The sequence below is a fragment of the Caulobacter sp. HJHS_5 genome, from assembly GCF_056683955.1.
In genome coordinates, this window is the sequence record NZ_JBWZNC010000001.1 from 438,100 (window position 1) to 460,861 (window position 22,762).

The following is a 22,762-nucleotide window of genomic DNA, read 5'->3' on the forward strand; positions in this document are numbered from 1 at the left end:
GGCTTGCCAAGCCGCCGTCCCCACGCTGTCATCCGCCGCCCGCGACCGCCGTCGCGGGCGGTTTCGATTCGGGGTTTCGGGGGAAGCGATGACGACGCAGCGGCGATCGGCCCTCACCCTCGCGGCCTTCGCCGCCCCCTGCCTGCCGCTGGCGGCGCTGGGCCTGCCGCTGGTCGTCACCCTGCCGGAATACTACGCCAACGAGCTCGGCCTGCCGCTGGCCGCCGTCGGCGCCGCCTTCTTCTGGATCCGGTCCATCGACATCCTGTTCGATCCGCTGATGGGCGTGGTGATGGACCGCACGCGCACGCGCCTCGGCCGCTTCCGCCCCTGGCTGCTGGTCGGCATTCCGCTGCTGATGCTGGCCGGCTGGCGGCTGTTCTTCGCCGGTCCCGGCGTCACCATCGCCTATCTCTGGGTCTGGCTGGCCGTCGCCTACATGGCCTTCTCCATCTGCGTCCTGGCCCAGACCAGCTGGGGCGCCCTGCTGTCCACCGCCTACACCGAGCGCTCGCGGGTCTACGGATTCTGGCAGGCGGCCAATGTGATCGGCATCATCGCCGCCCTGCTGCTGGCCGCCACCCAGGTCATCCTCGGCGCGCCCTACGCCCTCGGCGTCCAGGCCATGGGCTGGTTCATCATCGTCCTGGCGCCGCTCACCATCCTGCTCGCTGTCTGGCGCGTCGACGAGCCGCCCGCCGCCGCCAGGCCGCAGGGCGCCGGATTCGTCGAGTACCTCACCCTCTTCAAGCGCGACGCCGTGCGCCGGATCATGCTGGTCGATCTCCTGACCAACCTTGCTCCCGGAATCGTAGGGGCGCTGTTCTTCTTTTACTTCGAGCGAGTGAAGGGCTTCGACCGCACCCAGACCGGCATCCTGATGCTGGTCTATTTCGTCGCCGCCTTCGTCTCGGCGCCGCTGTGGACCGCCGTCGCCCACAAGCTCGGCAAGCATCGCGCCCTGATCCTCAACGGTCTCGCCTACGCCGCCGTGCAGAGCAGCCTGTTCCTGATGCCGGCGGGCAACCTCGCGGCCGCCTGCCTGTTCGTCGCCCTCTGCGGCCTGCCCTACTCCGCCCCCGCCCTCCTGCTGCGCTCCATGCTGGCCGACGTCGGCGACGAGGTGCGGCTGGCTACCGGCGCCGACCGCACCGGCCAGTTCTACGCTCTGCTCGCCGGCACCTCGAAGGTCGGTTACGCCCTCGCGGTGGGGATCACCTTCCCCCTCCTCGCCTGGGCCGGCTTCGACGCCGCCAAGGGCGAAGGCGGCCTCGACATGCTGCGTTTCCTATTCATCGGCCTGCCGGGCCTGCTGGGCCTGTTGTCGGCCCTCGCCATGATCGGCTATCCGCTGACCGAGAGCATCCACCACGACATCCGCCGCGCCCTCGAGCGGCGCGACGACTAGGATTTCCATGCCCCACGCGCCGCTCCCGGACGACCCGCTGCAGCGCCTGCTGGCGGTCATGGCCCGCCTGCGCGACCCCAAGGACGGCTGCCTGTGGGACGTCGAGCAGACCTTCGCCACCATCGCCCCCTACACCGTCGAGGAAGCCTACGAGGTAGCCGACGCCATAGAACGCGGCGATCTTTCCGATCTGAAGGAGGAGCTGGGCGATCTCCTGCTGCAGGTGGTCTTCCATTCGCGCATGGCCGAGGAACAGGGCGCCTTCGCCTTCGACGACGTGGCCGCGACCATCGCCGACAAGATGGTCCGCCGCCATCCCCACGTCTTCGCCGACACGGCATACAGCTCGGTCGCCGAGCAGAAGGATGACTGGGAGACCATCAAGGCCGCCGAACGCAAGGCGAAGTCGAAGGGCGGCGTGCTCGACGACGTCCCGGTCGGCCTGCCCGCCCTCACCCGCGCCGTGAAGCTGACCAAACGCGCCGCCCGCGTCGGCTTCGAATGGCCGACCGTGCACGAAATCCTCGACAAGCTGCGCGAGGAAGCCGCCGAACTCGAAGCTGAGATCGACGTCGCCGATCAGGAGAAAATCCGCGAGGAACTGGGCGACCTGCTGTTCGTCTGCGCCAACCTCGCCCGCAAGCTCGACGTCGAACCGGAGGACGCCCTGCGCGCCGCCAACGCCAAGTTCATCCGCCGCTTCCGCTTTATCGAGGCGGCGCTGACCGAGCGCGGCAAGGCGCCCGCCCAGTCGGACCTCGCGGAGATGGACGGCCTCTGGAACGACGCGAAGGCGGCCGAGAAGGCGAAGTAGGAAGCGCACTTGAGGCGGCTATAGGAAACCTGACGCCTTCCGCCTCTGTAACCCGCCAATTTCCCACGCCCCTTCCCCCATCCAGGGGGAAGGGTCGAGTTTCCCCGGCGGCGCCGCGAGGGTTTGGATGCTTTGGATCAATCCGGCCCTATCGGATTCACCGCCCGCCGCTATTGCGCGGCCTCGGCCAGGATCAGCTCCGGAAACAGCCGTTCGAACCGTGCCTGGGCCTGGGCGTCCAGGCGCGCCGAAACCCGGGTCGCCCCGTCGTCGGCTTCCTCGCGCTCGGTGATCCGCCCGTTGCGATAGAGCCAGGCCAGGGCCTCGCCCGCGTCCGCAGGCAGCACCACCTCGACCGGCGGCGCATCGTCGATCAATCCGCCCAACCGTTCGAGCAAGGCTTCGCAGCCTTCGCCTGTCACCGCGGAGACGGCTTGGGCCCCGCGCCGACGCGCCTCGCCCTCCACGTCGATGCGATCCTCATCGGCCAGCAGGTCGACCTTGTTCCACACCTCGATGATTGTCTTGCCGGCGTCCGGCGTCACCTTCAGCTCGGCCAGCACCAGTTCGACGTCGCGCTTCTGGGCGTCAGTGTCGGGGCTGGCGATGTCGCGCACATGCAGCACCACGTCGGCGTCCTGCACCTCCTCCAGCGTGGCGCGGAAGGCCTCAACCAGTTCGTGCGGCAAGTCGGAGATGAATCCCACGGTGTCCGACATGATCGCCGGCCGGCCGTTCGGCAGCTTCAGCGTCCGCAGCGTCGGATCGAGCGTCGCGAACAGCATGTCCTTGGCCAGCACCTTGGCCTCGGTCAGTCGGTTGAACAGCGTCGACTTGCCGGCGTTGGTGTAGCCCACCAGGGCGATGGTCGGGTACGGGACCTTCTTGCGGGCGCTGCGCTGCAGGCCGCGCGTGCGGCGCACCTCCACCAGCTCCTTCTTCAGGTTGGCCATCTTGCCGGCCAGGAGGCGCCGGTCGGTTTCGATCTGGGTTTCACCGGGGCCGCCCATCACGCCGAAGCCGCCGCGCTGGCGCTCCAGGTGGGTCCAGGTGCGCACCAGGCGCGAGCGTTCGTAGCTCAGGCGCGCCAGCTCGACCTGCAGCTTGCCTTCCTTGGTCCGCGCTCGGCGGGCGAAGATTTCCAGGATCAGGCCGGTGCGGTCCATGACCTTCACCTGCATGGCCTTCTCAAGATTGCGCTGCTGCACCGGGGTCAGGGCGTCGTCGACGATCACGACGTCGATCTCCTCGACCTCGCAGATCGCCCTGATTTCCTCGACCTTGCCGGAGCCGAACAGCGTAGCCGGCACGCGGCTGCGCAGGGGAGCGACCAGGCGCTCGCGCACCTCCAGATCGAGGGCGAACGCCAGCCCCGCCGCCTCTTCGAGGCGGGCGGCGGGGTCGCGCGGATTGGCTTCGCGCGCATGGACGGGATGAACGACGAGCGCCTTCTGGACGGGCGCGGATCTATCGACGGGAGTTTTGCTCAAGCGGACTCAGTTCAATCGTCTTCGCCGGGCTCGTAGAGCTGCACCGGCTGCGACGGCATGATGGTGGAGATGGCGTGCTTGTACACCAATTGCGATTGGCCATCGCGGCGCAGCAGCACGCAGAAATTATCGAACCAGCTGACCACGCCCTGCAGCTTCACGCCGTTGACCAGGAAGATGGTGAGCGGCGTCTTCGACTTGCGGACGCTGTTGAGGAACGTGTCCTGCAGGTTTTGCTTCTTATCGGCCGACATTGGGGATTCCCCTCTTTGTTGATCGGGAGACCAAACGCCTCCCACACACGAGAAAGTTCAGCTTAGGCCGCAGGCTATGACACCTGCAACGCGCCGTTTCGCTATTCGGCGTTGCGGCGCGCGGTTTCAATATAGGCGGCCCTCAGTCGCGCCGCCACGGGGCCGGGCTTGCCATCGCCGATGGGGCGGCCGTCTATGCGCACAACGGGCTGGATCAGGCCTCCGGCGCCTGAAACGAAGGCTTCTCGCGCCGACAGGGCCTCGGCCACGGTGAACGGCCGCTCCTCCACCTTCAGGTTCTCGGTCCGCAGCACCTCCAGCAGGGTCGTCCGAGTGATCCCGCGCAGGATGTTGGCCGTGGTCTCGCGGGTGCGGAGCACGCCGTCGGCGTCGACGATCCAGGCGTTGGCCGAGGTCGCCTCGGTCACATTGCCGTCGGCGTCCACGAACCAGGCCTCCGTCGCGCCGGCGTTCTTGGCCGCCTGCTTGGCCAGGAGGTTCGGCAGCAGGCCCACTGTCTTGATGTCGCAACGCCCCCAGCGTGTTTCCGGCGTGGTGATCACCCCGATGCCTTTCGCCGCCGAGGCGTCCTGCGCCGCGCGGTCCACCCGCCGGGCGGTGACCACCACGGCCGGCGCCACGTCCTTGGGGAACACGTGATCCCGCCGCGCCACGCCGCGCGAGACCTGCAAATAAACAAGCCCCTCCCGCACGCGGTTGCGACGGATCACCTCGCGCAGCACCACCCGCAGCGCCGCCTCGCCCATCGGCTCGGCGATCGAAAGCTCGGCCAGCGAGCGCCTCAGCCGCTGAAAGTGGCCGGCCGCATCGGCCAGCTTGCCGCCCATCACCGACCACACCTCATAGACGGCGTCGGCGAACTGATAGCCGCGGTCCTCCACGTGCACCGCCGCCTCGGCGTGCGGGACGTAGAGCCCGTTCACATACGCAACCCGCGACATCCTATTCCTCGTCGCCCTCCAGCCCGCGCGCGCCGACGCCGAGCGACTTCAGCTTGCGGTGCAGGGCCGAGCGCTCCATGCCGATGAAGGTGGCGGTGCGCGAGATATTGCCGCCGAAGCGCATGATCTGGGCGTTCAGATACTCGCGCTCGAACAGCTCCCGCGCCTCGCGCAGCGGCAGGGCGATGATCCGCTCGGCGGCGATGGCGCCCGCCGGCCCGGCGCTGGCCACCTCCGACGGCAGCATGTCGGCGGTGATGATCTCGGCCGGGTCGCCCGAGGCCAGGATCAGCAGCCGTTCGACGTTGTTGCGCAGCTGGCGCACGTTGCCCGGCCAGTCATGCACCTGCAGCGTGGCCACCGCGTCCTCGGCCAGGCGGCGGCGCGGCATGCCGGTCGCCTCGCTGATGCGTTCGATGAAGTGGTTCACCAGCTCGGGGATGTCGTCGCGCCGTTCGGAAAGCCCCGGCACCCGCACCGGCACCACGTTCAGGCGATGGAACAGATCCTCGCGGAAGCGCCCCAGGGCGATCTCCTCGCGCAGGTCGCGCGAGGTCGCGGAAACCACGCGCACATCGACCTGCACGTCCGAGTCCCCGCCCAGGCGGCGGAAGCGCTGCTCGACCAGCACCCGCAGGATGCGGCTCTGGGTCTCGCGCGGCATGTCGGCCACTTCGTCGAGGAACAGGGTGCCGCCGTGGGCGCGTTCGAACACGCCGATCTTGCGCGGGCGACCGCCCTCCCCCTCTTCGCCGAACAGTTCCAGGTCCAGGCGCTCGGGCGCCATGCCCGCCGCGCCGATGGCCACGAACTCGCCCCGGGCGCGCGGGCTGCCCGAGTGGATCATCCGCGCCACCATCTCCTTGCCGGAGCCGGGCGGGCCGGCGATCAGCACGCGGCTGTTGGCCGGGGCGATCTTGGCGATCATCTGGCGCAGCGCCTGGCTGGCGGCCGACTTGCCGATCAGGGCGCTGGCGTCGGTGGACTGCACGCGCAGGCGGCGGTTCTCGCGCCGCAGGTGCGACGCCTCGATGGCCCGCTCGACCAGCACCAGCAGCCGGTCGGATTTGAACGGCTTCTCGAGGAAGTCGTACGCGCCCCGCTTGATGGCGTTGACCGCCGTCTCGATGTTGCCGTGGCCCGAGATCATCAGCACCGGCAGGTCGGCGTCGAGCTCCTTGATCAGGTCGAGCAGCTCCAGCCCGTCCATGCCGCCGCCCTGCATCCAGATGTCGAGCACCAGCAGCGCCGGCTTTCGCGCGCGGATCGCCGCCAGGGCGGCCTCGCTGTCGGCCGCCGTGCGCACGGCGTAGCCTTCGTCGGACAGGATGCCGGCGACCAGATCGCGGATGTCGGCCTCGTCGTCGACCACCAGAATGTCGGCTGACATACGTTCTCCCTAAGATGCCGCGGCGGTTTCGAGTGTCGGCGCAACGACCGCCGACAGGGGGAAGCGCAGGATGGTCAGGGCGCCCCGGCCCTCCCGCGCGTCGGTGAGGATCAGGGCGCCGCCGTGATCCTCCATGATGCGTTTGACGATGGCGAGGCCCAGGCCGGTGCCCTTTTCCCGGGTCGTCACATAGGGCTCGGTCAGGCGGTCGCGGTCGCGTGTCGGCAGGCCGACGCCGTTGTCCTCGATCTCCACGTCGATCCCTGCGGCCCCCTGGACGATGCGCGCCAGCACGCGGCCCTGCGGCTCCGGCTCGCTCGCCGTCCTCGCGCCCACCGCCTCGGCGGCGTTCTTCAACAGATTGGTTAGCGCCTGGCCGACCATGCGGGCGTCGACGTTGAGGATGAGTTCCGGCCCGCCCTCGACCATCTCCACCTCGATCTCCGGCGAGGCGACGCGCTGGGCGAACACGCCCTGGCGAACCAGCTCGACCAGGTCGGCCGGATCGAACTTCGGCGCCGGCATCCGGGCGAAGGATGAGAACTCATCGACCATCCGCCCGATGTCGCCCACCTGGCGGATAATGGTGTCGGTGCAGCGGTCGAAGGTCTCCAGATCGCTGACGATGTCCTTGCGGTATTTGCGGCGCAGGCGCTCGGCCGAAAGCTGGATCGGGGTCAGCGGGTTCTTGATCTCGTGGGCGATGCGGCGGGCGACATCGCGCCAGGCGGCGTTGCGCTGGGCCGCCAGCAACCGGGTGATATCGTCGAAGGTCAGCACCAGCCCCTCAGCGGAATGGCTGGCCCGCACCCGCAGGCGGCGCGTCTCGCTGCCGCGCACCACGTCCACCTCGTCCTCCGCGTCGTGGCCGATGGCCGACGCCCGATCGGCCACGATCAGCAGCTCCGGCGCGGCCTCGGCCAGCGACAGTCCCCGCGCCTGCGAAACGTCCAGCAGGGTCTCGGCCCGGGCGTTGATCGCCGAGATGCGGCCCTCGGCGTCCAGGCCGATGACCCCTGCGCTCACCCCGCCCAGCACGGTCTCGATGAACTCGCGCCGTTGCTCGGCGTCGACGCTGGCGGCGCGCAGATCGGCCTGTTGCCTCTGCAGGTCGCTGGTCATCTGGTTGAAGGCGCGCGACAGCATGGCGATCTCGGCCGGCCCCTCGTGCTGGTCGACCCGCGCGTCGAGGTCGCCGCCGGCCACCCGGCCGGCCGCCTGCACCACCCGCGCCACCGGCGAGGCGATGGAGTTGGCGGCGGCGACGCCCAGCCATACGGCCCCCACCAGCACCAGCAGCGCCGTCTCGGCATAGCTCAGGGCGAAGGCGGCCTGGATGCGGGCGCGGCTCTGGTCCGCCTCGCGGTACGAGACCAGGGCGGCTTCGGTCTCGCGCAGGTGGGCGATGATGCCGGTGTCGACCGGCCGGACGATGTAGAGGTACGAATTCGGATAGTCGGGCAGCCGATACAGCGCCCGGAACAGGTTCGCCGAGGCGAAGGACTCGCTCGAAATGCCGCCCTCGTCGGCGAACTGGAAGCTCAGCGGAGGCGGGCTGAGAAACGGCGGAGCGTTGTCCTCGGCGCGGGCCAGCACCCGGCCGTCGCGATCGATCATGTAGGCGGCGGAAAAGCCGTTGTCCCGGATCTCCTGCGCCAGGAAGTGGCCGAAGGCGACGGGCGACTGCACCACGGCCGGCGCGGCGCGGTTCACCTCGATGCCCATCATGTGCAGATGTTCGCCGACATACTGGTTCTGCTGCTCCACATAGGAGCGCGCCACCGTCGCGGAGTTCTCGACCACGGTCTGCACCCGGGCGCTGAACCAGCTTTCGACGCCCCGGGTGACCAGCACCCCGAAGAACAGGGCCACGATCACCGCCGGGGCCACCGCCGCCATGGAGAACAGGGTGATGAAGCGCAGGTGCAGCCGGGCTCCGGCCCCGCCGGCCTCGACGTTGATCTGCCGCGTCACCCGGCCGACCATCAGCAGGCAGAGCCCGAGGATCAGCACCAGGTTCAGACCGAGCAGCCCGAGCACCATGCTGGAGGTGGCGCCGGGCGATCCGGCCGAGCCGTTCGAGGCCAGCAGCACGCCCGCGGCCGTGATCGTCGCGGCGAGCGCATAGCCCCCGCCGAGCACATATCGGGACTGTCGGCCCAGCGCGCCCCAGATCGATCGTAGGATCGGCTTCAGGGGCGGCGGGCGAACTGCGGACAGGACGGACGCCATGACGGCCAGCCTACCGCCGACTGTGCCCGAAACTCAACAGCGATGTGGCCGGATTACGTCAGGCGATTTTGACCTATGCGACAGCCGGCGACTACCGCCGTCCGCGGGCCATCTCGACGCCGAGATCCTGGATTTTCTTGCGCAGAGTATTGCGGTTCAGACCGAGGATTTCCGCCGCCCGCACCTGATTGCCGCGCGTCGCCGAGAGCGTCAGCTGGATCAGCGGGCGCTCCACCTCCTGCAGCACCCGATCATAGAGGCCCGGCGCGGGCACGCCGTCCGGCTGGTCGGCGAAATGCGAGGCCAGGTGGCGTTCGACCAGGGCCGAGAGCGTGACCGGCCCCTCCTCGCCCGGCGGCGGCGGCGCCTGGTCCTGCAGCTCGCGCTCGACGATGCGGGCGGTGATCAGCTCCTCGCCGTAGAGGGCGCATATGCGGCGGATCAGGTTCTCCAGCTCACGGACATTGCCCGGCCAGCTGTGCGCCTTCAGGCGGTCGAGGGCGCCGGAATCGATGGTCTTGGCCGGCAGGCCCTCGCGGTTGGCGCGCAGCAGGAAGGACCGCGCCAGTTCCGGAATGTCCTCGGCCCGCTCGCGCAGCGGCGGCAGGCGCAGCGGCGCCACGTTCAGGCGGAAGAACAGATCCTCGCGGAACAGCCCCTGCCCGATCAGCCCGCGCAGCGGCCGGTTGGTCGCGGCGATGATCCGCACGTTCGGACGCCGCCCTGTCTTGGGATTCAGCACCGGCTCGGACCCGTCGATCACCCGCAGCAGGCGCGTCTGGGCGTCCAGCGGCATGTCGCCGATCTCGTCAAGAAACAGGGTGCCGCCGTCGGCCTCGACCAGCTTGCCGAGGTCGCCGTCGCCCCGGCCGAACAGTTCCACCTCCACCCGCTCGCGCGGCACGGCCGCCAGGTTGATGGTCACGAACTTGCCGTCGCGACGGCGGCCAAGATCGTGCAGCGCCCGCGCCACCAGCTCCTTGCCCGAGCCGCTCTCGCCGGTGATCAGCACCGTCAGGTCGGCGCCGACCAGGCGGGCGATGGTGCGATAGACCTCCTGCATCGGGGCCGAACGCCCGATCAGCGGCAGGCGCTCGTCGCGCATGGCGCGGGCCTGGGCCTTCGAGGCCTCGCTATCGGCCGGGCGCGACAGGGCGCGGCGGGCGGCGGCGGTCATGTCGTCGAGGTCGAAGGGCTTGGAGACGTAGTCGAACGCCCCGGCGTCGGCGGCGCCCACCGCCGTCAGCAGGGTGTTCTGCGCGCTCATCACGATGATCGGCAGCTTCGGCCGCTCCTTGCGGATGCGCGGCAGCACGTCGAACACATTCTCGTCCGGCATCATCACGTCGGTGACCACCAGGTCGCCCTCGCCGTCCGACACCCACTTTAGCAGGGTGGTGGCGTTGCCGGTGGCCCGCACCTGATAGCCCAGGCGCGTGAACGCCTGGCTCAGGACCAGCCGGATCGAGCTGTCGTCGTCGGCGATCAGAATCTTCTTGGTGGCGGCGCTCATGCTTGGGACGCTTCCTCGACGATTTGGTGGGGCGCTACGGGCAGCAGCACGCGGAAAACGGTGCGGCCAGGCTCGGATTCGAAGTCGATCAGGCCGCCGTGGCCGGTGACCAGCTTGGACACCAGCGCCAGGCCCAGGCCCGTGCCGTTCGACTTGGTGGTGACGAAGGGCTGGAACAGGTGCTCCTTCAGCTCCTCGGGCACGCCGGGGCCGTTATCCTGCACCCGCACTTCCAGCGGCGCGTCCTTCAGGGTGCGGCCGTCCGGGCCGCGCACCCTCACGCCATGGCGGTAGGCCGTGGTGATCACGATCTCGCCGCGACTATCCCGCCGCATGTGGGCGGCCTCGGCGGCGTTCTTCACTAGGTTCAGGAAGATCTGGATCAGTTGGTCGTCGTCGCCCCACACCGGCGGCAGCGAGGGGTCGTAGACCTCGCGCAGGATCAGGCCGTCGGCCACGCCGTTGGCGGCCAGGGCGCGCACGCGGTCCAGCGCCTGGTGGATGTTGACCGGGGTGCGGGTCGGCGGCGCGTTGTCGGAGAACACTTCCATCCGGTCGACCAGCCGGCGGATGCGGTCGGTCTCGTCGACGATCAACTGCGCCAGCGGCTGGTCCTCGCTCACGGCGCCCGCCTTCAGCAACTGCGCCGCGCCGCGGATGCCCGCCAGCGGATTCTTGATCTCATGCGCCAGCATCCGGCCCAGCCCGACCACCGAGCGCAGGCCCGCCTGGTCGCGCTCGACCGAAAGCTGACTGTGCCGCACATGCAGAGTCAGCAGCACCGAACCGTCGCCCAGCGGCGAAGCGGCCCCGTCGGCCTCGAACGGCGCCTGACCGAACAGGCTGATCTGCACCCCATGCTCGCGCACCCGCACGCCCTCTTCCAGGGCGCGGCGCAGCAGCGACACCACGGCCGAGCCGTGCGGCAAGGCGGCCAGGAAGCGGCCCCGCGCCAGCAGGGTCAGACCCTGACCAAACAGGGTCTCGGCCGCCTCGTTCACGGCCACCAGGGCGCCGTTGGCGTCGACCACCAGGGCGGGCTCGGGCGAAAGCTCGAAGGCCGCCGCCTTCAGGGCGTCGCCGGCGGGCGGGCCGCTCACGGACCAGGCGCGATCGCTCATGCCGCCAGCCTCCTCTCGCCATCCATCCAGAGCGCGCCCAGCGCCGCCTGGACATCCGCCGCCGTCTCCAGGCGGCAGAGCCGCCCCCGCGCCTCGCGCCGCGCCGCCGCCTCGGCCGGCCAGGGCGCGGCCTCGATGTAGGCGGCCAGATGCTTGCGGAACATGCGCAGGCCCAGGCGCTCGCCGTAGAAGGCCTGGCTGCGGGCCAGATGGTCACGGACGATCTGCAACCGCACGGCGGCCTCGGGCTCGGCGAAGTCCCGCCCGGCGAGACCGGCCTCGATCTCCGCCGCCAGCCACGGCCGCCCGACCGCGCCGCGGCCGATCATCACCGCGTCGGCGCCCGACTGCGCGAGCGCTTCACGTGCGCTGGCCAGATCGACGACATCGCCATTGACCACCACCGGCACGGAGACGGCGGCCTTCACCGCCCGCACGGCGGCCCAGTCGGCCTGGCCGGTGTAGAACTGGCAGCGGGTGCGCCCGTGAATGGTCAGCGCCTTCGCGCCAAGCGCCTCGAACCGCACCGCCAGCTCGGCGGCGTTGCGCGAAGCGTCGTCCCAACCCAGCCGCATCTTCACCGTCACCGGGACCGAAACGGCGTCCACCGCCGCCTTCACCAGGCTCTCGGCCAGTTCCGGCTCCCGCATCAGGGCCGACCCGGACTGGGCGCCCGTCACTTCCTTGGCCGGGCATCCGAAGTTGAGATCCACCACCTGAGCCCCGGCGGAGACCGCCAGGCGCGCGCCCTCGGCGATCCAGCGCGGGTCGCGGCCGACCAGTTGAACGATGTTGAGGGGCAGACCCTCGCCGACCGCGGCGCGGCGCACGACGTCGGCCCTGCCCCGGGCGAACTGGTCGCAGGCCACCATCTCCGTCGCCTGATAGGTGGCGCCGAGCCCGGCGGCGATGGCGCGATACGGCAGATCGGTGACCCCGGTCATCGGCGCGAGCCAGACCGTGGAGGCTTGTATTTCACCGATCCTGAGCACGCTGCTCATTTTGTGTGCATCTCCATCGCTGTCTTTTTAGGCAGATTGTGCGGTGCAGTAAAGCCCCAAAGCTGGACAAGCCGACAGCGCGCCGTAAAGACGCGGCCATGCGCTTCTCCGCCGTGATCGTCGCCGCCGGTTCCGGAAATCGGGCAGGACCCGGCGCCGCCAAGCAGTGGCGGCTTCTCGCCGGCCGTCCGGTGCTGCGCTGGTCGGTCGAGCGGCTGCTGGCCGCCGGCGTGGACGAGATCGTCGTCGTCCTGCCGCCCGACGGGGCGCCTCTGGCCGAGTCGGCCCTCGCTGGTCTTGCCGGCTGGCGCGCGGTCGAGGGGGGCGCCACCCGCGCCCTCTCCGTGCAGTCGGGCCTCGCGGCCCTCACCGGCGCGGAGACCGACGCCGTGCTGATCCACGACGCCGCCCGCCCCTTCGTCACCGCCAGACACGTCCAAAGCCTGCTCGCGGCCCTCGCCGACGCCGACGGCGCCGTGCCCGCCCTGCCCGTCGCCGACACGCTTAAGCGCGAAGGTGGTCGCGTCACCACCGTCTCCCGCACTGGCCTCTGGCGCGCCCAGACCCCGCAGGCCTTCCCACTCGGCCGCCTGCGCGCCGCCTACGCCGCCTGGGCCGGTCCCGACGAGCCGACCGACGACGCCGCCGTGATCGAGGCCGATGGCGGCCGCGTCGCACTGGCCCCCGGCGACCCCATGCTGATGAAGCTGACCTATCCGGAGGACTTCGACATGGCCGAGCAACTGGCCTCCACGGCCCGGATCACCCGCGTCGGCCAGGGCTTCGATGTCCACGCCTTCGGCCCCGGCGATTCCGTCTGGCTCTGCGGCGTCGAGGTCGCCCACAGCCAGGCCCTGGTCGGTCATTCGGACGCCGACGTCGGCCTCCACGCCCTCACCGACGCCCTGCTCGGCGCCATCGGCGACGGCGACATCGGCGACCACTTCCCGCCCACCGACCCGCAGTGGAAGGGTGCGCCCTCCTACAAATTCCTCACCTACGCCGTGGAGCGGGTGAAGGTGCGCGGCGGCCGGGTGATCAATGTCGACGTCACCCTGATCTGCGAGGCGCCGAAGGTGAAGCCGCACCGCGAGGCCATGCGCGCCCGCCTCGCCGAACTCCTCGACCTGCCCCTCGACCGCGTCAGCGTCAAAGCCACCACCACCGAACAGCTCGGCTTCACCGGCCGCCGCGAAGGCATCGCCGCCCAGGCCGTGGCCAGCGTGGAAACCCCCGCTTAGCTTCCCTTCCCCCTCGAAGGGGACCGCGAAGCGGAGGCGAAGCCAACGGTCAGGGATGGGGGTGTTCGCAGGGCCCTTCCAGACACACTCAACAGGCAGCGCCCCTACCACATAGCCGAAACCTCAGAGGCCACACCCTCACCCCTGCCCCTCTCCCTTCGAGGGAGAGGGATCTATTTCAATCTCAAGGCTCCCTCGCCGGGTGCATCACCCGCCAGCGCTCCACCAGCTTGGCGTACAACGCGCCCACGAGGTTGGCGTAGTCGTCGGTCCAGGCGCGCGCATGGTGGTCGTCGTGCGTTTCCCACAACGGGTCGTCCCGCAGCTCGCCGAACGCCTGCCAGCTCCTCGCCGCCACCACCACGTTCTCGCTCGACTCCCACAGCGGCGGGGTCATGTAGTCGCGCTGGTAGTCCTGGATGATGCTCAGCGCCCCCGCCGCCTTCACCGCCGCCTGGGTCGGCCCCAGCAGTTCGAGGTTGCGGTTCGAAAGGTGCAGGATGACCAGGCCGTCCGGCTTCACCTTCTTGAGGTAGCCCTTGATCGCCTCGACCGTCAGCAGGTGCACCGGCACCGCGTCCGAGGAAAAGGCGTCGATCAGCAACACGTCGAACTTGCCGTCCGGCTGCCTGTCCAGCGTCAGCCGCGCGTCACCGAGCACATAATCCACCGGCGTCTTGGCGCAGGCGGTGGTGTAGCTGAAGTGCTTCGGATCGGTGGCCAGCCGCACCACCAGCGGATCGATCTCGAAAAAGGTGAAGCTGTCGCCCGGCCGGGCGTAGACGCTGGCCGTCCCCGCGCCCAGGCCCACCGCCGCCAGGGTCGCGTTCGGCTTGCGGGCCTGCACCGCGCGGAAGGCCCGGGCGATGGGCGTCTTGTCGGCATAGTAGATCAGCGGCTGGCAGCGATACTGCGGCGACAGCGCTTGGGCGCCGTGCAAGGTCGTGCCGTTTGTCAGCATCCGCACCGTGCCGCCGAGGCCGGGAACCTGGGTGACGGACTCCCGAAGCACGCCGAAGAAGCTGCGAGCCGTGTAGGTGGTATGAGCCCGGTCGCCGATCACGGTCGCGGCGACGGTCAGCGACAGAATCACCGCCGTGTAGCCGGGCGTGGTGTAGCGCAGGAAGAAGGCCGCGGCGGCGGGCAGCACCAGCAGCGCCGTCAGCTCGCCGCGATACTGGTAGCGGTCGACCAGCCCCACCACCATGGCGCAGACGATGACCGCCGCGACGATCGCCGTCCATTCCAGGGGCGTCGGCCAGCGCCGTCGCCACGGCCGCGCCAGGCACGACAGCACCAGGGCCAGCGGGAACTCATAGACCCGGTCGAAGATCACCGGCGCCAGGAAGGCGTTGAACCCGCCGCCGATCACCCCGCCCAGCGACATCCACAGATAGAATTCGGTCAGCCTCCCCGCCGCCGGCCGCCGGTAATACAGCGCCTGGTGGCAGACCATGGCGGCGAAGAAGAAGGCGAACAGGGTCACCGCCATCTGCACGGCGATATGGCCGGCGTGGAACGGAATCATCGCCACGCAGACGCCGAGCGAGGCGGCGTGCAGGAACAGCGACAGGCCGAACGGCAGGCGCTGCCGATCGCCGAACGCCAGGATGAAGGTCAGCAGATACAGCGCCAGCGGCACGACCCACAGGAACGGCGCCGAGGCCACGTCCATGGTCAGGTGGGTGGTCACCCCCATCATCAGGCTGGAGGGAACCGCCGCCAGGCCCACCCACCACAGGCGCTGGCGCCAGGTCACCGGCGGCGCGTCCTCGTCTTCCGACGTCACCGGGGCCTGCGCGGAGGCCCCGGCCCGCGAGGCGCGCCAGGCGAGCGCCGCCATCAGCAGCACGAACCCCAGATAGCCGAGCGTCCACGCCAGCCGCTGAGTCTGTAGCCGCAGCAGCGGCTCGACGACGATCGGATAGGCCAGCAGCGCCAGCAGACTGCCGAGATTGCTCGCCGCATAGAGGGCGTAGGGCGTTCCCCCCTCCCGCGCCGCCGACCGGGCGTACCAGGCCTGCACCAGGGGCGCGGTGGCCGAAAGCGCCGCGAACGGTGCGCCGATCGACAGCGCCAGGGCGCCCAGCAGCCACGGCCCCGGCCAATCCACCGACGGATCGCCGAGCAGGCCGGTGATCCGCAGCGGCAGGGCCAGGGCGGCCAGGATCATCACCACGATATGGACGGTCGCCTGCTGCTTCACCGTCGGCAGGCGCTGCAGCAGGTGGGCGTAGCCGTAGCCGACCAGCAGCGCGATCTGGAAAAACGCCAGGCTGGTGTTCCACACCGCCGGCGAGCCGCCCAGCAGCGGCAGCACCAGCTTGGCGACCATCGGTTCGACCAGGAACACCAAGGCGGCGCTGGCGAACACGGCGGCGGGGTACAATAGCGCCCCGCCGGCGGATGGCGGCGGCGCAACGGCGACGGTGTCGGTCATCGCATCGATTCAGCTACACTGCGGGCCGTCGTCGCCCCTCCCTTCGCCCATCAGGTCTGACCCGCGATGTTTCCGCAAGCCATAGACGCCGCCGCCCGCGCCCTGATCGAGGAGGCGCGCGCCGCCGGCCTCACCGTCACCACCGCCGAAAGCTGCACCGGCGGCCTCGTCGCCGCGGCCATCTGCTCGATCTCCGGCGCCTCGGACGTGTTCGACCGTGGGGTCGTCACCTATTCCAACGCCGCCAAGGCTGCGATGATCGGGGTGCCCGACGCCTTGCTGGCCGCCCACGGGGCGGTGTCCGAACCGGTCGCCCGCGCCATGGCCGAAGGCGCCCTGGCCGCCTCGGGCGCCGATGTCGCCGTGGCCGTCACCGGCGTCGCCGGCCCCGGCGGCGGCTCGCCGGCCAAGCCGGTCGGCACGGTGCATTTCGCCGCCGCCCGCGACGGCCTCACCCTGCACCGGCACGAAGTGTTCACCGGCCTGGACCGCGGCGGCGTCCAGTTCGCCGCCGTCGAAACGGCCCTGGAAATGCTGCGAAACCTGGTCCGCGCCTGACCTGACTATGGGCGACTTTCAGCCCTCTCCCCTTCCTCCGTCATCGCCGGGCGAAGCCGGCCATGACGAAGCAAGTAACGACATGGAACTTCCAGAGCGTTGCACTGCACCTACTGCAGCGCCGTCTGCGGCGGTCCGTACAGGGCCTTGGCCCGGGCATCGAAGCACGCGATCAGCTTGTCGACCGCCCGGTGGAAGTTGGCGGCCAGCAGGCCGTCGAGCAGGCGCGACTTGAACTCGAAATCGATGTCGAATTCCACCAGCGCCCCCAGCGGATGCGGTGAGAACCGCCAGCGGTTGGCCAGCTTGCGGAACGGGCCGTAGAGCAGCCCCACCTCCACCGTCCGCGCCGCCGCGTCGCGGCGCACGCGGGTGGCGAACTTCTCCCGCAGGAACGAGAAGCCCACCTGCGCCTCGGCGTCGACCACCTGCACGGTTTCGCTCTCCAGCCGCGCGTTCCAGGTCCGCATGGCGGTGATCCACGGCACGAACTCGGGATAGGCGTCCACATCGCCGACCAGCGTCCATAGCTGTTCGGGCGCGTACGGCAGAACGCGGGAGACCGTGTGCTTCACGCCGGCGTCGGTGGTTAGGCGGCCTGGGCTTCGCGGGCCGCCTTCAGGCGGGCGAAGTCCTCGCCCGCGTGGTGCGACGAGCGGGTCAGCGGGCTGGCCGAGACCATCAGGAAGCCCTTGGCGCGCGCGATCGCCTCATAGGCGGCGAACTCGTCCGGATCGACGAAGCGGTCCACCGCCGCGTGTTTGCGCGTCGGCTGCAGGTACTGGCCGATGGTGATGAAATCGACGCCGGCCGAGCGCATGTCGTCCATCACCTGCATGACCTCTTCCTTGCTCTCGCCGAGGCCGACCATCAGGCCGGACTTGGTGAACTGGTTGGGGTCACGCTCCTTCACCCGCTCCAGCAGGCGCAGCGAGTTGTAGTAGCGGGCGCCGGGCCGAATGCTCAGATAGAGGCGCGGCACGGTCTCGAGGTTGTGGTTGAACACGTCCGGGCGGGCGTCGATGACGATCTCGGAGGCGCTCGGCGCCTTCCTCAGGAAGTCCGGCGTCAAAATCTCGATGGTCGTGCCCGGCGCGGCGGCGCGGATGGCCCGCACCACGGCCGCGAAGTGCGCCCCGCCGCCGTCGACCAGGTCGTCGCGGTCCACCGAGGTGATCACCACGTGCTTCAGGCCCATCTTGGCCACGGCGTCGGCCACGCGTTGCGGCTCGGTGGGGTCCAGGGGATTCGGCTTGCCGGTCGCCACGTTGCAGAACGAGCAGGCGCGGGTGCAGATCTCGCCCATGATCATCATGGTCGCGTGCTTCTGGGTCCAGCACTCGCCGATGTTCGGGCAGGCGGCCTCTTCGCAGACGGTCGTCAGACCATGCGACCGCACGATGTCGCGCGTGGCGTTGTAGCCCGCGGATCCGGGAGCTCGAACTCGCAGCCAATCCGGCTTCCGCAGCAGCGGCGTATCCGGCCGGGATTGCTTTTCGGGGTGACGCGGACGGGGCGGGCCGCCCCGATTGTCGATCAACGTGACCATGCGGCCTAGATCGGCCTTTCCATCGCTGCAATCAACCCTTTCACTTGTAACGACTTGCCGCATCCGGCGAGCCGCGAAATGCTCCGGCGGATGCTTCGCCGCGCCGTCCCCGCCGCCCTGCTCCTCGCCCTGGCCGCCTGCGGTCCGCAGGGCGCCCGTGAGGCGTTCACCGACAGCCGCGTCCCGCCCTCCGTCGCGCCGCGTTTCTACCCGCCGGAAGGCTGGGCCTGGGGCCTGGTGAAGGTCGGATCGTCGCCCGAGCAGCGCTACGGCGTCTCCGCCCCGCCGGTCGCGCCCACGGCCAACGTCCTGATCCTGACCGGCTATGACGATCCGGCCGAGACCTGGTTCGAAACCGCCGCCGACCTCAACCGTCGCGGCTATGTCGTCTGGCTCCTCGAACGCGCCGGCCAGGGCGGCTCGGCCCGCCTGACCGGCCACCGCGACCTCGGCCACGCCACGAGCTTCGATCCCGACATCGTCGCCGTGCGCGCCATGGTCCGCGTGGTCATCCGCCCCACCGGCGAGACGCCCCTGATCTTGGTCGGCCAGTCCCTCGGCGGCCTCATCGCCCTGCGCGCCGTCCAATCCGGCCTCGGCGTCGATGGCCTCGTGCTCTCGGCGCCGCTTCTCACCCCGCCGCCGACACTCGGTCCGATCGACAGCCGCTGGATCCGCCGCCTCGGCCTCGGGGCCTTACGCGCGCCCGGCGAGGGCGGCTGGCGCCGCGACGCGCCCGCCGACCGCCTGACCCACGATCCGATCCGCGGCGCCCTGCGTCGCGCCTGGGCCGAAGCCAACCCCGACCTGCGCATGGGCGGCCCTTCCTTCGGCTGGCTGGCGGCCCTCAGCGAGACGTCCGACGCCGCCCGAACCGCCCAGGGTCGGCTCTCGACGCCGACCCTCCTGCTCACCGCCGCCGAGGACGACAACGCTGTGTCCGAAAGGCTGTGCGACAGCCTGCCCGCCTGCGCAGAGACCGCCATTCCCAACGCTTGGCGCGACCTGCCTCGCGAGCGTGATCCCGCCCGTGAGGCGTGGCTCGCTGCCCTCGACGACTTCATCGGACAGTGGAGCACCGCTGGCGAAGGACGCTGAAGCGGCCGAAAGTCAATGAACGCCGGTCTTGCAAACATCAACCCTGAGTCTAACCTCGACCTTCGTGGCGCTGCGGTTGACCTGAACAAACAAGCAGGTCGCGCGCCATGGCCCTGGGAGGGACGATGCGTACGCTGGGAGTCTTGGCCGCTTCGGCGGCGCTTCTGCTGACGAGCGCGACGGCTTTCGCGCAAACACCCCCCGCAAACGCTCAGCCGCCGCCCAAGGATCGCCTCCTCCCCGTCGAGCGACGCGGCCCTGTGCCCTATGAGGACCAGCAGGGGGTCGTACTCTTCCAGATGCTGGTCGGCGACCGGGGCGTCTGGGCCCTACTCGACACCGCTCTGCCGGTCAGCCTGATCGATGAGAAGCTCGCCCGCGACACTGGCCTGTCCCTGGAATCCGTCCCCGCCACCCTCCAGACGCCTGAGGGCAAGTCCCAGGCGATATGGCGGGCGAAGGACGTTCCACTGACGGTCCCCGGCCAGTTCAAGATAACCCTGTCCCAACTGCGGGCCACCGATCTTGCGCCCCTCATGGCTCGATTGGACCAGAGGGTCGCCTTCGTTTTCGGCCAGGATTTTCTTCGCCAGATGGTGGTGATGATAAACCCCGAGAAGCACGCCTTCGATCTCGCGCCGACCGGCGTCGTGACGGGCGGGCCGCCCGGATCCGTGGAACTGGCGCAAGCCGGGCACGCCGACCACGACGATCTCGGTGGGCGACAAGAGCCTCGTCGTGGCGCTCTCCACCGCCACCCGCTTCGACCTCTGCCTCTCGCCGGCGGCTTGGACGTCGCTCTCATCGTCGATCTCGGAGGTTTCCTCGCCGTCAGCCGCCGATGGCGCAAATCGGCAAGCGAAGCTGAAGGAAGTCACCTTCGCGGGCGGTAAGCTGGAGAACCTCAACATCTGCGAAGAGTCCCGTGCGGAAGATGGGCGCGACGGCACGGTCGGCTATGGCCTCCTGTCGAGATTCAACTTCGCCATGGACACAACTCTAGGCAAAACGTGGTTACAGCCGATCTCGCGGACGGGCGCCGCGACGAGCGGCGGCGCAAACTAGGTGCGCTTCTTGGCCGTCTTGGCGGTCGCCGCAACGTTGATCGCCGCCCCCGGCGTGGGTCCTGGGTACGCGCTCGCGCAGCCGTCGCCGTCCCCCGCCGCGCCGCCTCAAGGCCAGATCGTCGCCGCCGAGAAGCGAAGCCCCGTGCCATACGAGGTCTGGCGCGGCGCCATGCTGTTCAGGATGACAGTCGCTGATCGCCCGGCCCTGGCCGTTCTTGACACTGGCGCCTCGGCTAGCCTGATCGATCTGAAGTTCGCCCGCGACCTCGACCTCGTTTCGGAACCGGATCCGGAGACGCTCCGCACGACAGGCGGCGGTGACCTGTTGCTGTGGAGGACGAAGGCGGTCACGCTTGCCGTCCCCGGACAGTTCAGCCTCAACATGTCGCAGTTTCGCGCCGCCGATCTGTCGGCGATCTCCGGAAATCTGGCCCGCGACGTCGATTTCATTCTCGGGCAGGATTTCCTGCGGTCCCTGGTCTTGATGGTCGAGCCCAGCCTCAACGAGTTCCAGGTCGCCCCGAGCGGAGCGCTCAGGTCGCTACGCGACGCCCAGGTGCTGGAACTCAGACGTGGAGTTCCGATCGCTACGGTCTCGGCGGGCGGGCGAGACTTCTCGGTGATCATCGATACCGGCCAGAGCAGCGACCTCTGCGTCTCCCCAGCGGTGTGGGCGTCGCTCTCCCCACACCTCTCCGAGGAGACCCAGCGGTCGAGCACCGACATTCTGGGGCGCATCGACGATGTGCGAACGGCGAAACTGAAGGACCTGACTCTGGGTGACGCGACTCTGCAGAATGTCGAAGTCTGTGAGCGTGACATGGCCGGACTGCCGGCCGACGGCCTCTTGGGTTACAAGCTCCTCTCCAGGTTCCGGTTCGCGATCGACCTCGGCGCCGACAAGTTGTGGCTGTCTCCAAGGCCCGCGAACAGCGCCCGGCGGGATCGATAAGGCCCCTCACGCTTTGCTTGTGCGGCCCGCGCCGCTAGGGTCCCCGCCGCAAGCGGGCGAGACTCGCCAGGGAGGTATCGCCGCATGGCGACTGCGTTTGATCCGCGCCAGGGGCAGCGCTCCGTCTTCGACGCCCTGCTCGACGCGGCCCGCAAGTACGGGATGAAGAAGCCGATCCTCGAGGATCAGGATCGCCGCGCCCTCACCTACCAGGACCTGATCCGCGCCAGCTTCGCGCTCGGCCGCAAGCTGTCGGCCATCACCGCGCCGCGCGAGCACGTGGCGATCATGCTGCCCTCCAGCGTCGGCGCGGTGGTCACCTTCTTCGCCCTGCATGCGGTCGGCCGCACCCCGACGATGCTCAATTTCACGGCCGGCATCCGCAACCTCAAGGCCGCCTGCAAGCTGGCCGGGGTGAAGCACGTGCTCACCTCGCACCGCTTCATCGAGCAGGCCAAGCTGCACGACCTGATCGACGCCCTCGAGGGGCAGGCGACGATCGTCTACCTGGAGGACGTCCGAAAATCGATCGGCGGGGCGGACAAGCTCTACGCCGCCGTCGCCGGCCTCTTCCCCGGCCAGTTCCGCGCCGCCGCCCAGCCGTCCGATCCCGGCGTGGTGCTGTTCACCTCCGGCAGTTTCGGCGCCCCGCGCGGCGTGGTGCTCACCCAGGCGAACCTGGTCTCCAACGCGATGCAGATCGCCGCCCACATCGACCTCGATCCGAACTGGGTGTTCTTCAACCCCCTGCCCGTCTTCCACTGCTTCGGCCTGACCGGCGGCGTGATCCTGCCGCTGCTCAATGGCCTGAAGGCGTTCGAATACCCCTCGCCGCTGCACTCCAAGCAGATTCCGCCGCTGCTGAAGGACACCGGCGCGGCCGTGCTCCTGTCGACCGACACCTTCGTCAATCAGTACGCCCGCGTGGCCGAGCGCGACGAGATGGCCGGCCTGCGCTTCATCGTCTGCGGCGCCGAAAAGGTCCGGGCCGAAACCCACGCCCTGGTGCGCGAGAAGTTCGGCGACGTGCCGTTGCTGGAAGGTTATGGCGCCACCGAGGCGGCCCCGGTGATCGCGGTCAACAAGCCGGAGGACAACCGCCACGGCACGGTTGGCGGCATCCTGCCCGGCATCGAGCACCGGCTTGAGCCGGTCGAGGGCATCCCGTTCGGCGGCAAGCTCTTGGTTCGCGGCCCCAACGTCATGGCCGGCTATCTCAACGAGGCCGGGGGCGTCGACACCCCCGAGGGCGGCTGGCACGACACCGGCGACGTGGTCACCATGACTGACGACGGCTGGATCACCATCCAGGGCCGCGTGAAGCGCTTCGCCAAGATCGGCGGCGAGATGGTCTCGCTCACGGCCGCCGAGGACCTGGCGGCGGCCGTCTGGCCGGGCAACCGCCACGCGGTTGTCTCCCTGCCCGACCCCAAAAAGGGCGAGCGCATCGTCCTCGTCACCGACCGCCAGGACGCCGCCGCCTCCGCCCTGATCGCCCACGCCCAGGCCATCGGCGCCCCCGAGATCGCCGCCCCGCGCCGCATCCTCAAGGCCCAGGAAATCCCGGTGCTCGGCACGGGCAAGACCGACTACGTGGCGGTGCAGCGAATGGCGGAGGCGGACGCGAAGGCGGGGTAGACAATACCCGCACCCCATTCCGCGTCATAGCCGG

Annotated in this window: 20 protein-coding genes; 8 read left to right on the top strand and 12 right to left on the bottom strand. The window is 69.6% G+C overall.

The genetic code is table 11. From position 1 onward, the window contains the following. Nucleotides 1–88 precede the first annotated feature (88 nt). On the top strand, nt 89–1,408 hold the full coding sequence (locus ACFLIT_RS02315; protein ID WP_479909557.1) for an MFS transporter: 1,320 nt from the start codon (nt 89–91) through the stop codon (nt 1,406–1,408). 7 nt (nt 1,409–1,415) lie between these two features. Further along, entirely contained in the window at nt 1,416–2,222 is an 807-nt protein-coding gene (gene mazG / locus ACFLIT_RS02320) for a nucleoside triphosphate pyrophosphohydrolase (protein ID WP_479909558.1), read from the top strand. Nucleotides 2,223–2,392: 170 nt separating this feature from the next. Here the strand turns inward: mazG and hflX are convergent, their stop codons facing one another. The 8 genes from hflX to dusB all read right to left on the bottom strand — a co-directional run bounded on the left by hflX (nt 2,393) and on the right by dusB (nt 12,185). After that, nucleotides 2,393–3,712: a GTPase HflX gene (gene hflX / locus ACFLIT_RS02325; protein WP_479909559.1), complete on the bottom strand. Its 1,320-nt coding sequence runs from the start codon at nt 3,710–3,712 to the stop codon at nt 2,393–2,395. 11 nt (nt 3,713–3,723) lie between these two features. Then, the gene (gene hfq / locus ACFLIT_RS02330) at nt 3,724–3,966 is read right to left on the bottom strand and encodes an RNA chaperone Hfq (RefSeq protein ID WP_479909560.1); all 243 of its coding nucleotides are present in this window, start codon (nt 3,964–3,966) and stop codon (nt 3,724–3,726) included. 101 nt (nt 3,967–4,067) lie between these two features. Continuing rightward, complete coding sequence (locus tag ACFLIT_RS02335; protein ID WP_479909561.1) at nt 4,068–4,928, bottom strand: D-amino-acid transaminase; 861 nt, start codon at nt 4,926–4,928, stop codon at nt 4,068–4,070. Between the two features lies 1 nt (nt 4,929). After that, nucleotides 4,930–6,318: a nitrogen assimilation response regulator NtrX gene (gene ntrX / locus ACFLIT_RS02340; protein WP_479909562.1), complete on the bottom strand. Its 1,389-nt coding sequence runs from the start codon at nt 6,316–6,318 to the stop codon at nt 4,930–4,932. Between the two features lie 9 nt (nt 6,319–6,327). After that, nucleotides 6,328–8,550 (bottom strand): sensor histidine kinase NtrY-like, encoded by a 2,223-nt coding sequence (locus tag ACFLIT_RS02345; RefSeq protein ID WP_479909563.1) that lies wholly within the window; start codon nt 8,548–8,550, stop codon nt 6,328–6,330. Between the two features lie 91 nt (nt 8,551–8,641). Beyond that, the gene (locus ACFLIT_RS02350; protein WP_479909564.1) at nt 8,642–10,063 is read right to left on the bottom strand and encodes a sigma 54-interacting transcriptional regulator; all 1,422 of its coding nucleotides are present in this window, start codon (nt 10,061–10,063) and stop codon (nt 8,642–8,644) included. Further along, nucleotides 10,060–11,184: a two-component system sensor histidine kinase NtrB gene (locus ACFLIT_RS02355; RefSeq protein WP_479909565.1), complete on the bottom strand. Its 1,125-nt coding sequence runs from the start codon at nt 11,182–11,184 to the stop codon at nt 10,060–10,062. Before ACFLIT_RS02355 ends, ACFLIT_RS02350 begins: the two co-directional genes overlap by 4 nt. After that, the gene (gene dusB, locus ACFLIT_RS02360) at nt 11,181–12,185 is read right to left on the bottom strand and encodes a tRNA dihydrouridine synthase DusB (RefSeq protein WP_479909566.1); all 1,005 of its coding nucleotides are present in this window, start codon (nt 12,183–12,185) and stop codon (nt 11,181–11,183) included. Before dusB ends, ACFLIT_RS02355 begins: the two co-directional genes overlap by 4 nt. Before the next feature lie 98 nt (nt 12,186–12,283). Between dusB and ACFLIT_RS02365 the strand changes: the two genes are divergently transcribed. Further along, a complete protein-coding gene (locus ACFLIT_RS02365) occupies nt 12,284–13,426 on the top strand; it encodes a bifunctional 2-C-methyl-D-erythritol 4-phosphate cytidylyltransferase/2-C-methyl-D-erythritol 2,4-cyclodiphosphate synthase (RefSeq protein WP_479909567.1) in 1,143 nt (380 codons plus the stop codon). A 184-nt stretch (nt 13,427–13,610) separates the two neighbouring features. Here ACFLIT_RS02365 and ACFLIT_RS02370 read toward each other — a convergent pair whose 3' ends face one another. Further along, entirely contained in the window at nt 13,611–15,866 is a 2,256-nt protein-coding gene (locus ACFLIT_RS02370; RefSeq protein WP_479909568.1) for a fused MFS/spermidine synthase, read from the bottom strand. Nucleotides 15,867–15,932: 66 nt separating this feature from the next. On the opposite strand from ACFLIT_RS02370, the gene ACFLIT_RS02375 reads away from it, so the two are divergent. Continuing rightward, nucleotides 15,933–16,424 (top strand): CinA family protein, encoded by a 492-nt coding sequence (locus ACFLIT_RS02375; RefSeq protein WP_479909569.1) that lies wholly within the window; start codon nt 15,933–15,935, stop codon nt 16,422–16,424. Between the two features lie 110 nt (nt 16,425–16,534). On the opposite strand, the gene ACFLIT_RS02380 is transcribed toward ACFLIT_RS02375, so the two are convergent. Both ACFLIT_RS02380 and lipA read right to left on the bottom strand, forming a co-directional pair. Beyond that, on the bottom strand, nt 16,535–16,999 hold the full coding sequence (locus ACFLIT_RS02380) for a type II toxin-antitoxin system RatA family toxin (RefSeq protein ID WP_479909570.1): 465 nt from the start codon (nt 16,997–16,999) through the stop codon (nt 16,535–16,537). 14 nt (nt 17,000–17,013) lie between these two features. Next, nucleotides 17,014–17,973 carry a lipoyl synthase gene (lipA, locus tag ACFLIT_RS02385; protein ID WP_479909571.1) on the bottom strand — a complete coding sequence of 320 codons (960 nt, stop codon included), beginning with the start codon at nt 17,971–17,973 and terminating at the stop codon, nt 17,014–17,016. 90 nt (nt 17,974–18,063) lie between these two features. Between lipA and ACFLIT_RS02390 the strand changes: the two genes are divergently transcribed. Beyond that, nucleotides 18,064–19,071, top strand: coding sequence for an alpha/beta fold hydrolase (locus ACFLIT_RS02390; protein ID WP_479909572.1), 1,008 nt, complete (start codon nt 18,064–18,066; stop codon nt 19,069–19,071). A gap of 329 nt (nt 19,072–19,400) precedes the next feature. On the opposite strand, the gene ACFLIT_RS02395 is transcribed toward ACFLIT_RS02390, so the two are convergent. Then, nucleotides 19,401–19,799: a hypothetical protein gene (locus tag ACFLIT_RS02395; RefSeq protein ID WP_479909573.1), complete on the bottom strand. Its 399-nt coding sequence runs from the start codon at nt 19,797–19,799 to the stop codon at nt 19,401–19,403. A 10-nt stretch (nt 19,800–19,809) separates the two neighbouring features. Between ACFLIT_RS02395 and ACFLIT_RS02400 the strand changes: the two genes are divergently transcribed. The 3 genes from ACFLIT_RS02400 to ACFLIT_RS02410 all read left to right on the top strand — a co-directional run bounded on the left by ACFLIT_RS02400 (nt 19,810) and on the right by ACFLIT_RS02410 (nt 22,728). Beyond that, on the top strand, nt 19,810–20,136 hold the full coding sequence (locus ACFLIT_RS02400) for a hypothetical protein (RefSeq protein ID WP_479909574.1): 327 nt from the start codon (nt 19,810–19,812) through the stop codon (nt 20,134–20,136). A 9-nt stretch (nt 20,137–20,145) separates the two neighbouring features. Beyond that, on the top strand, nt 20,146–21,090 hold the full coding sequence (locus tag ACFLIT_RS02405; RefSeq protein ID WP_479909575.1) for an aspartyl protease family protein: 945 nt from the start codon (nt 20,146–20,148) through the stop codon (nt 21,088–21,090). An 84-nt stretch (nt 21,091–21,174) separates the two neighbouring features. Beyond that, complete coding sequence (locus tag ACFLIT_RS02410; protein ID WP_479909576.1) at nt 21,175–22,728, top strand: AMP-binding protein; 1,554 nt, start codon at nt 21,175–21,177, stop codon at nt 22,726–22,728. Nucleotides 22,729–22,762: the final 34 nt, after the last annotated feature.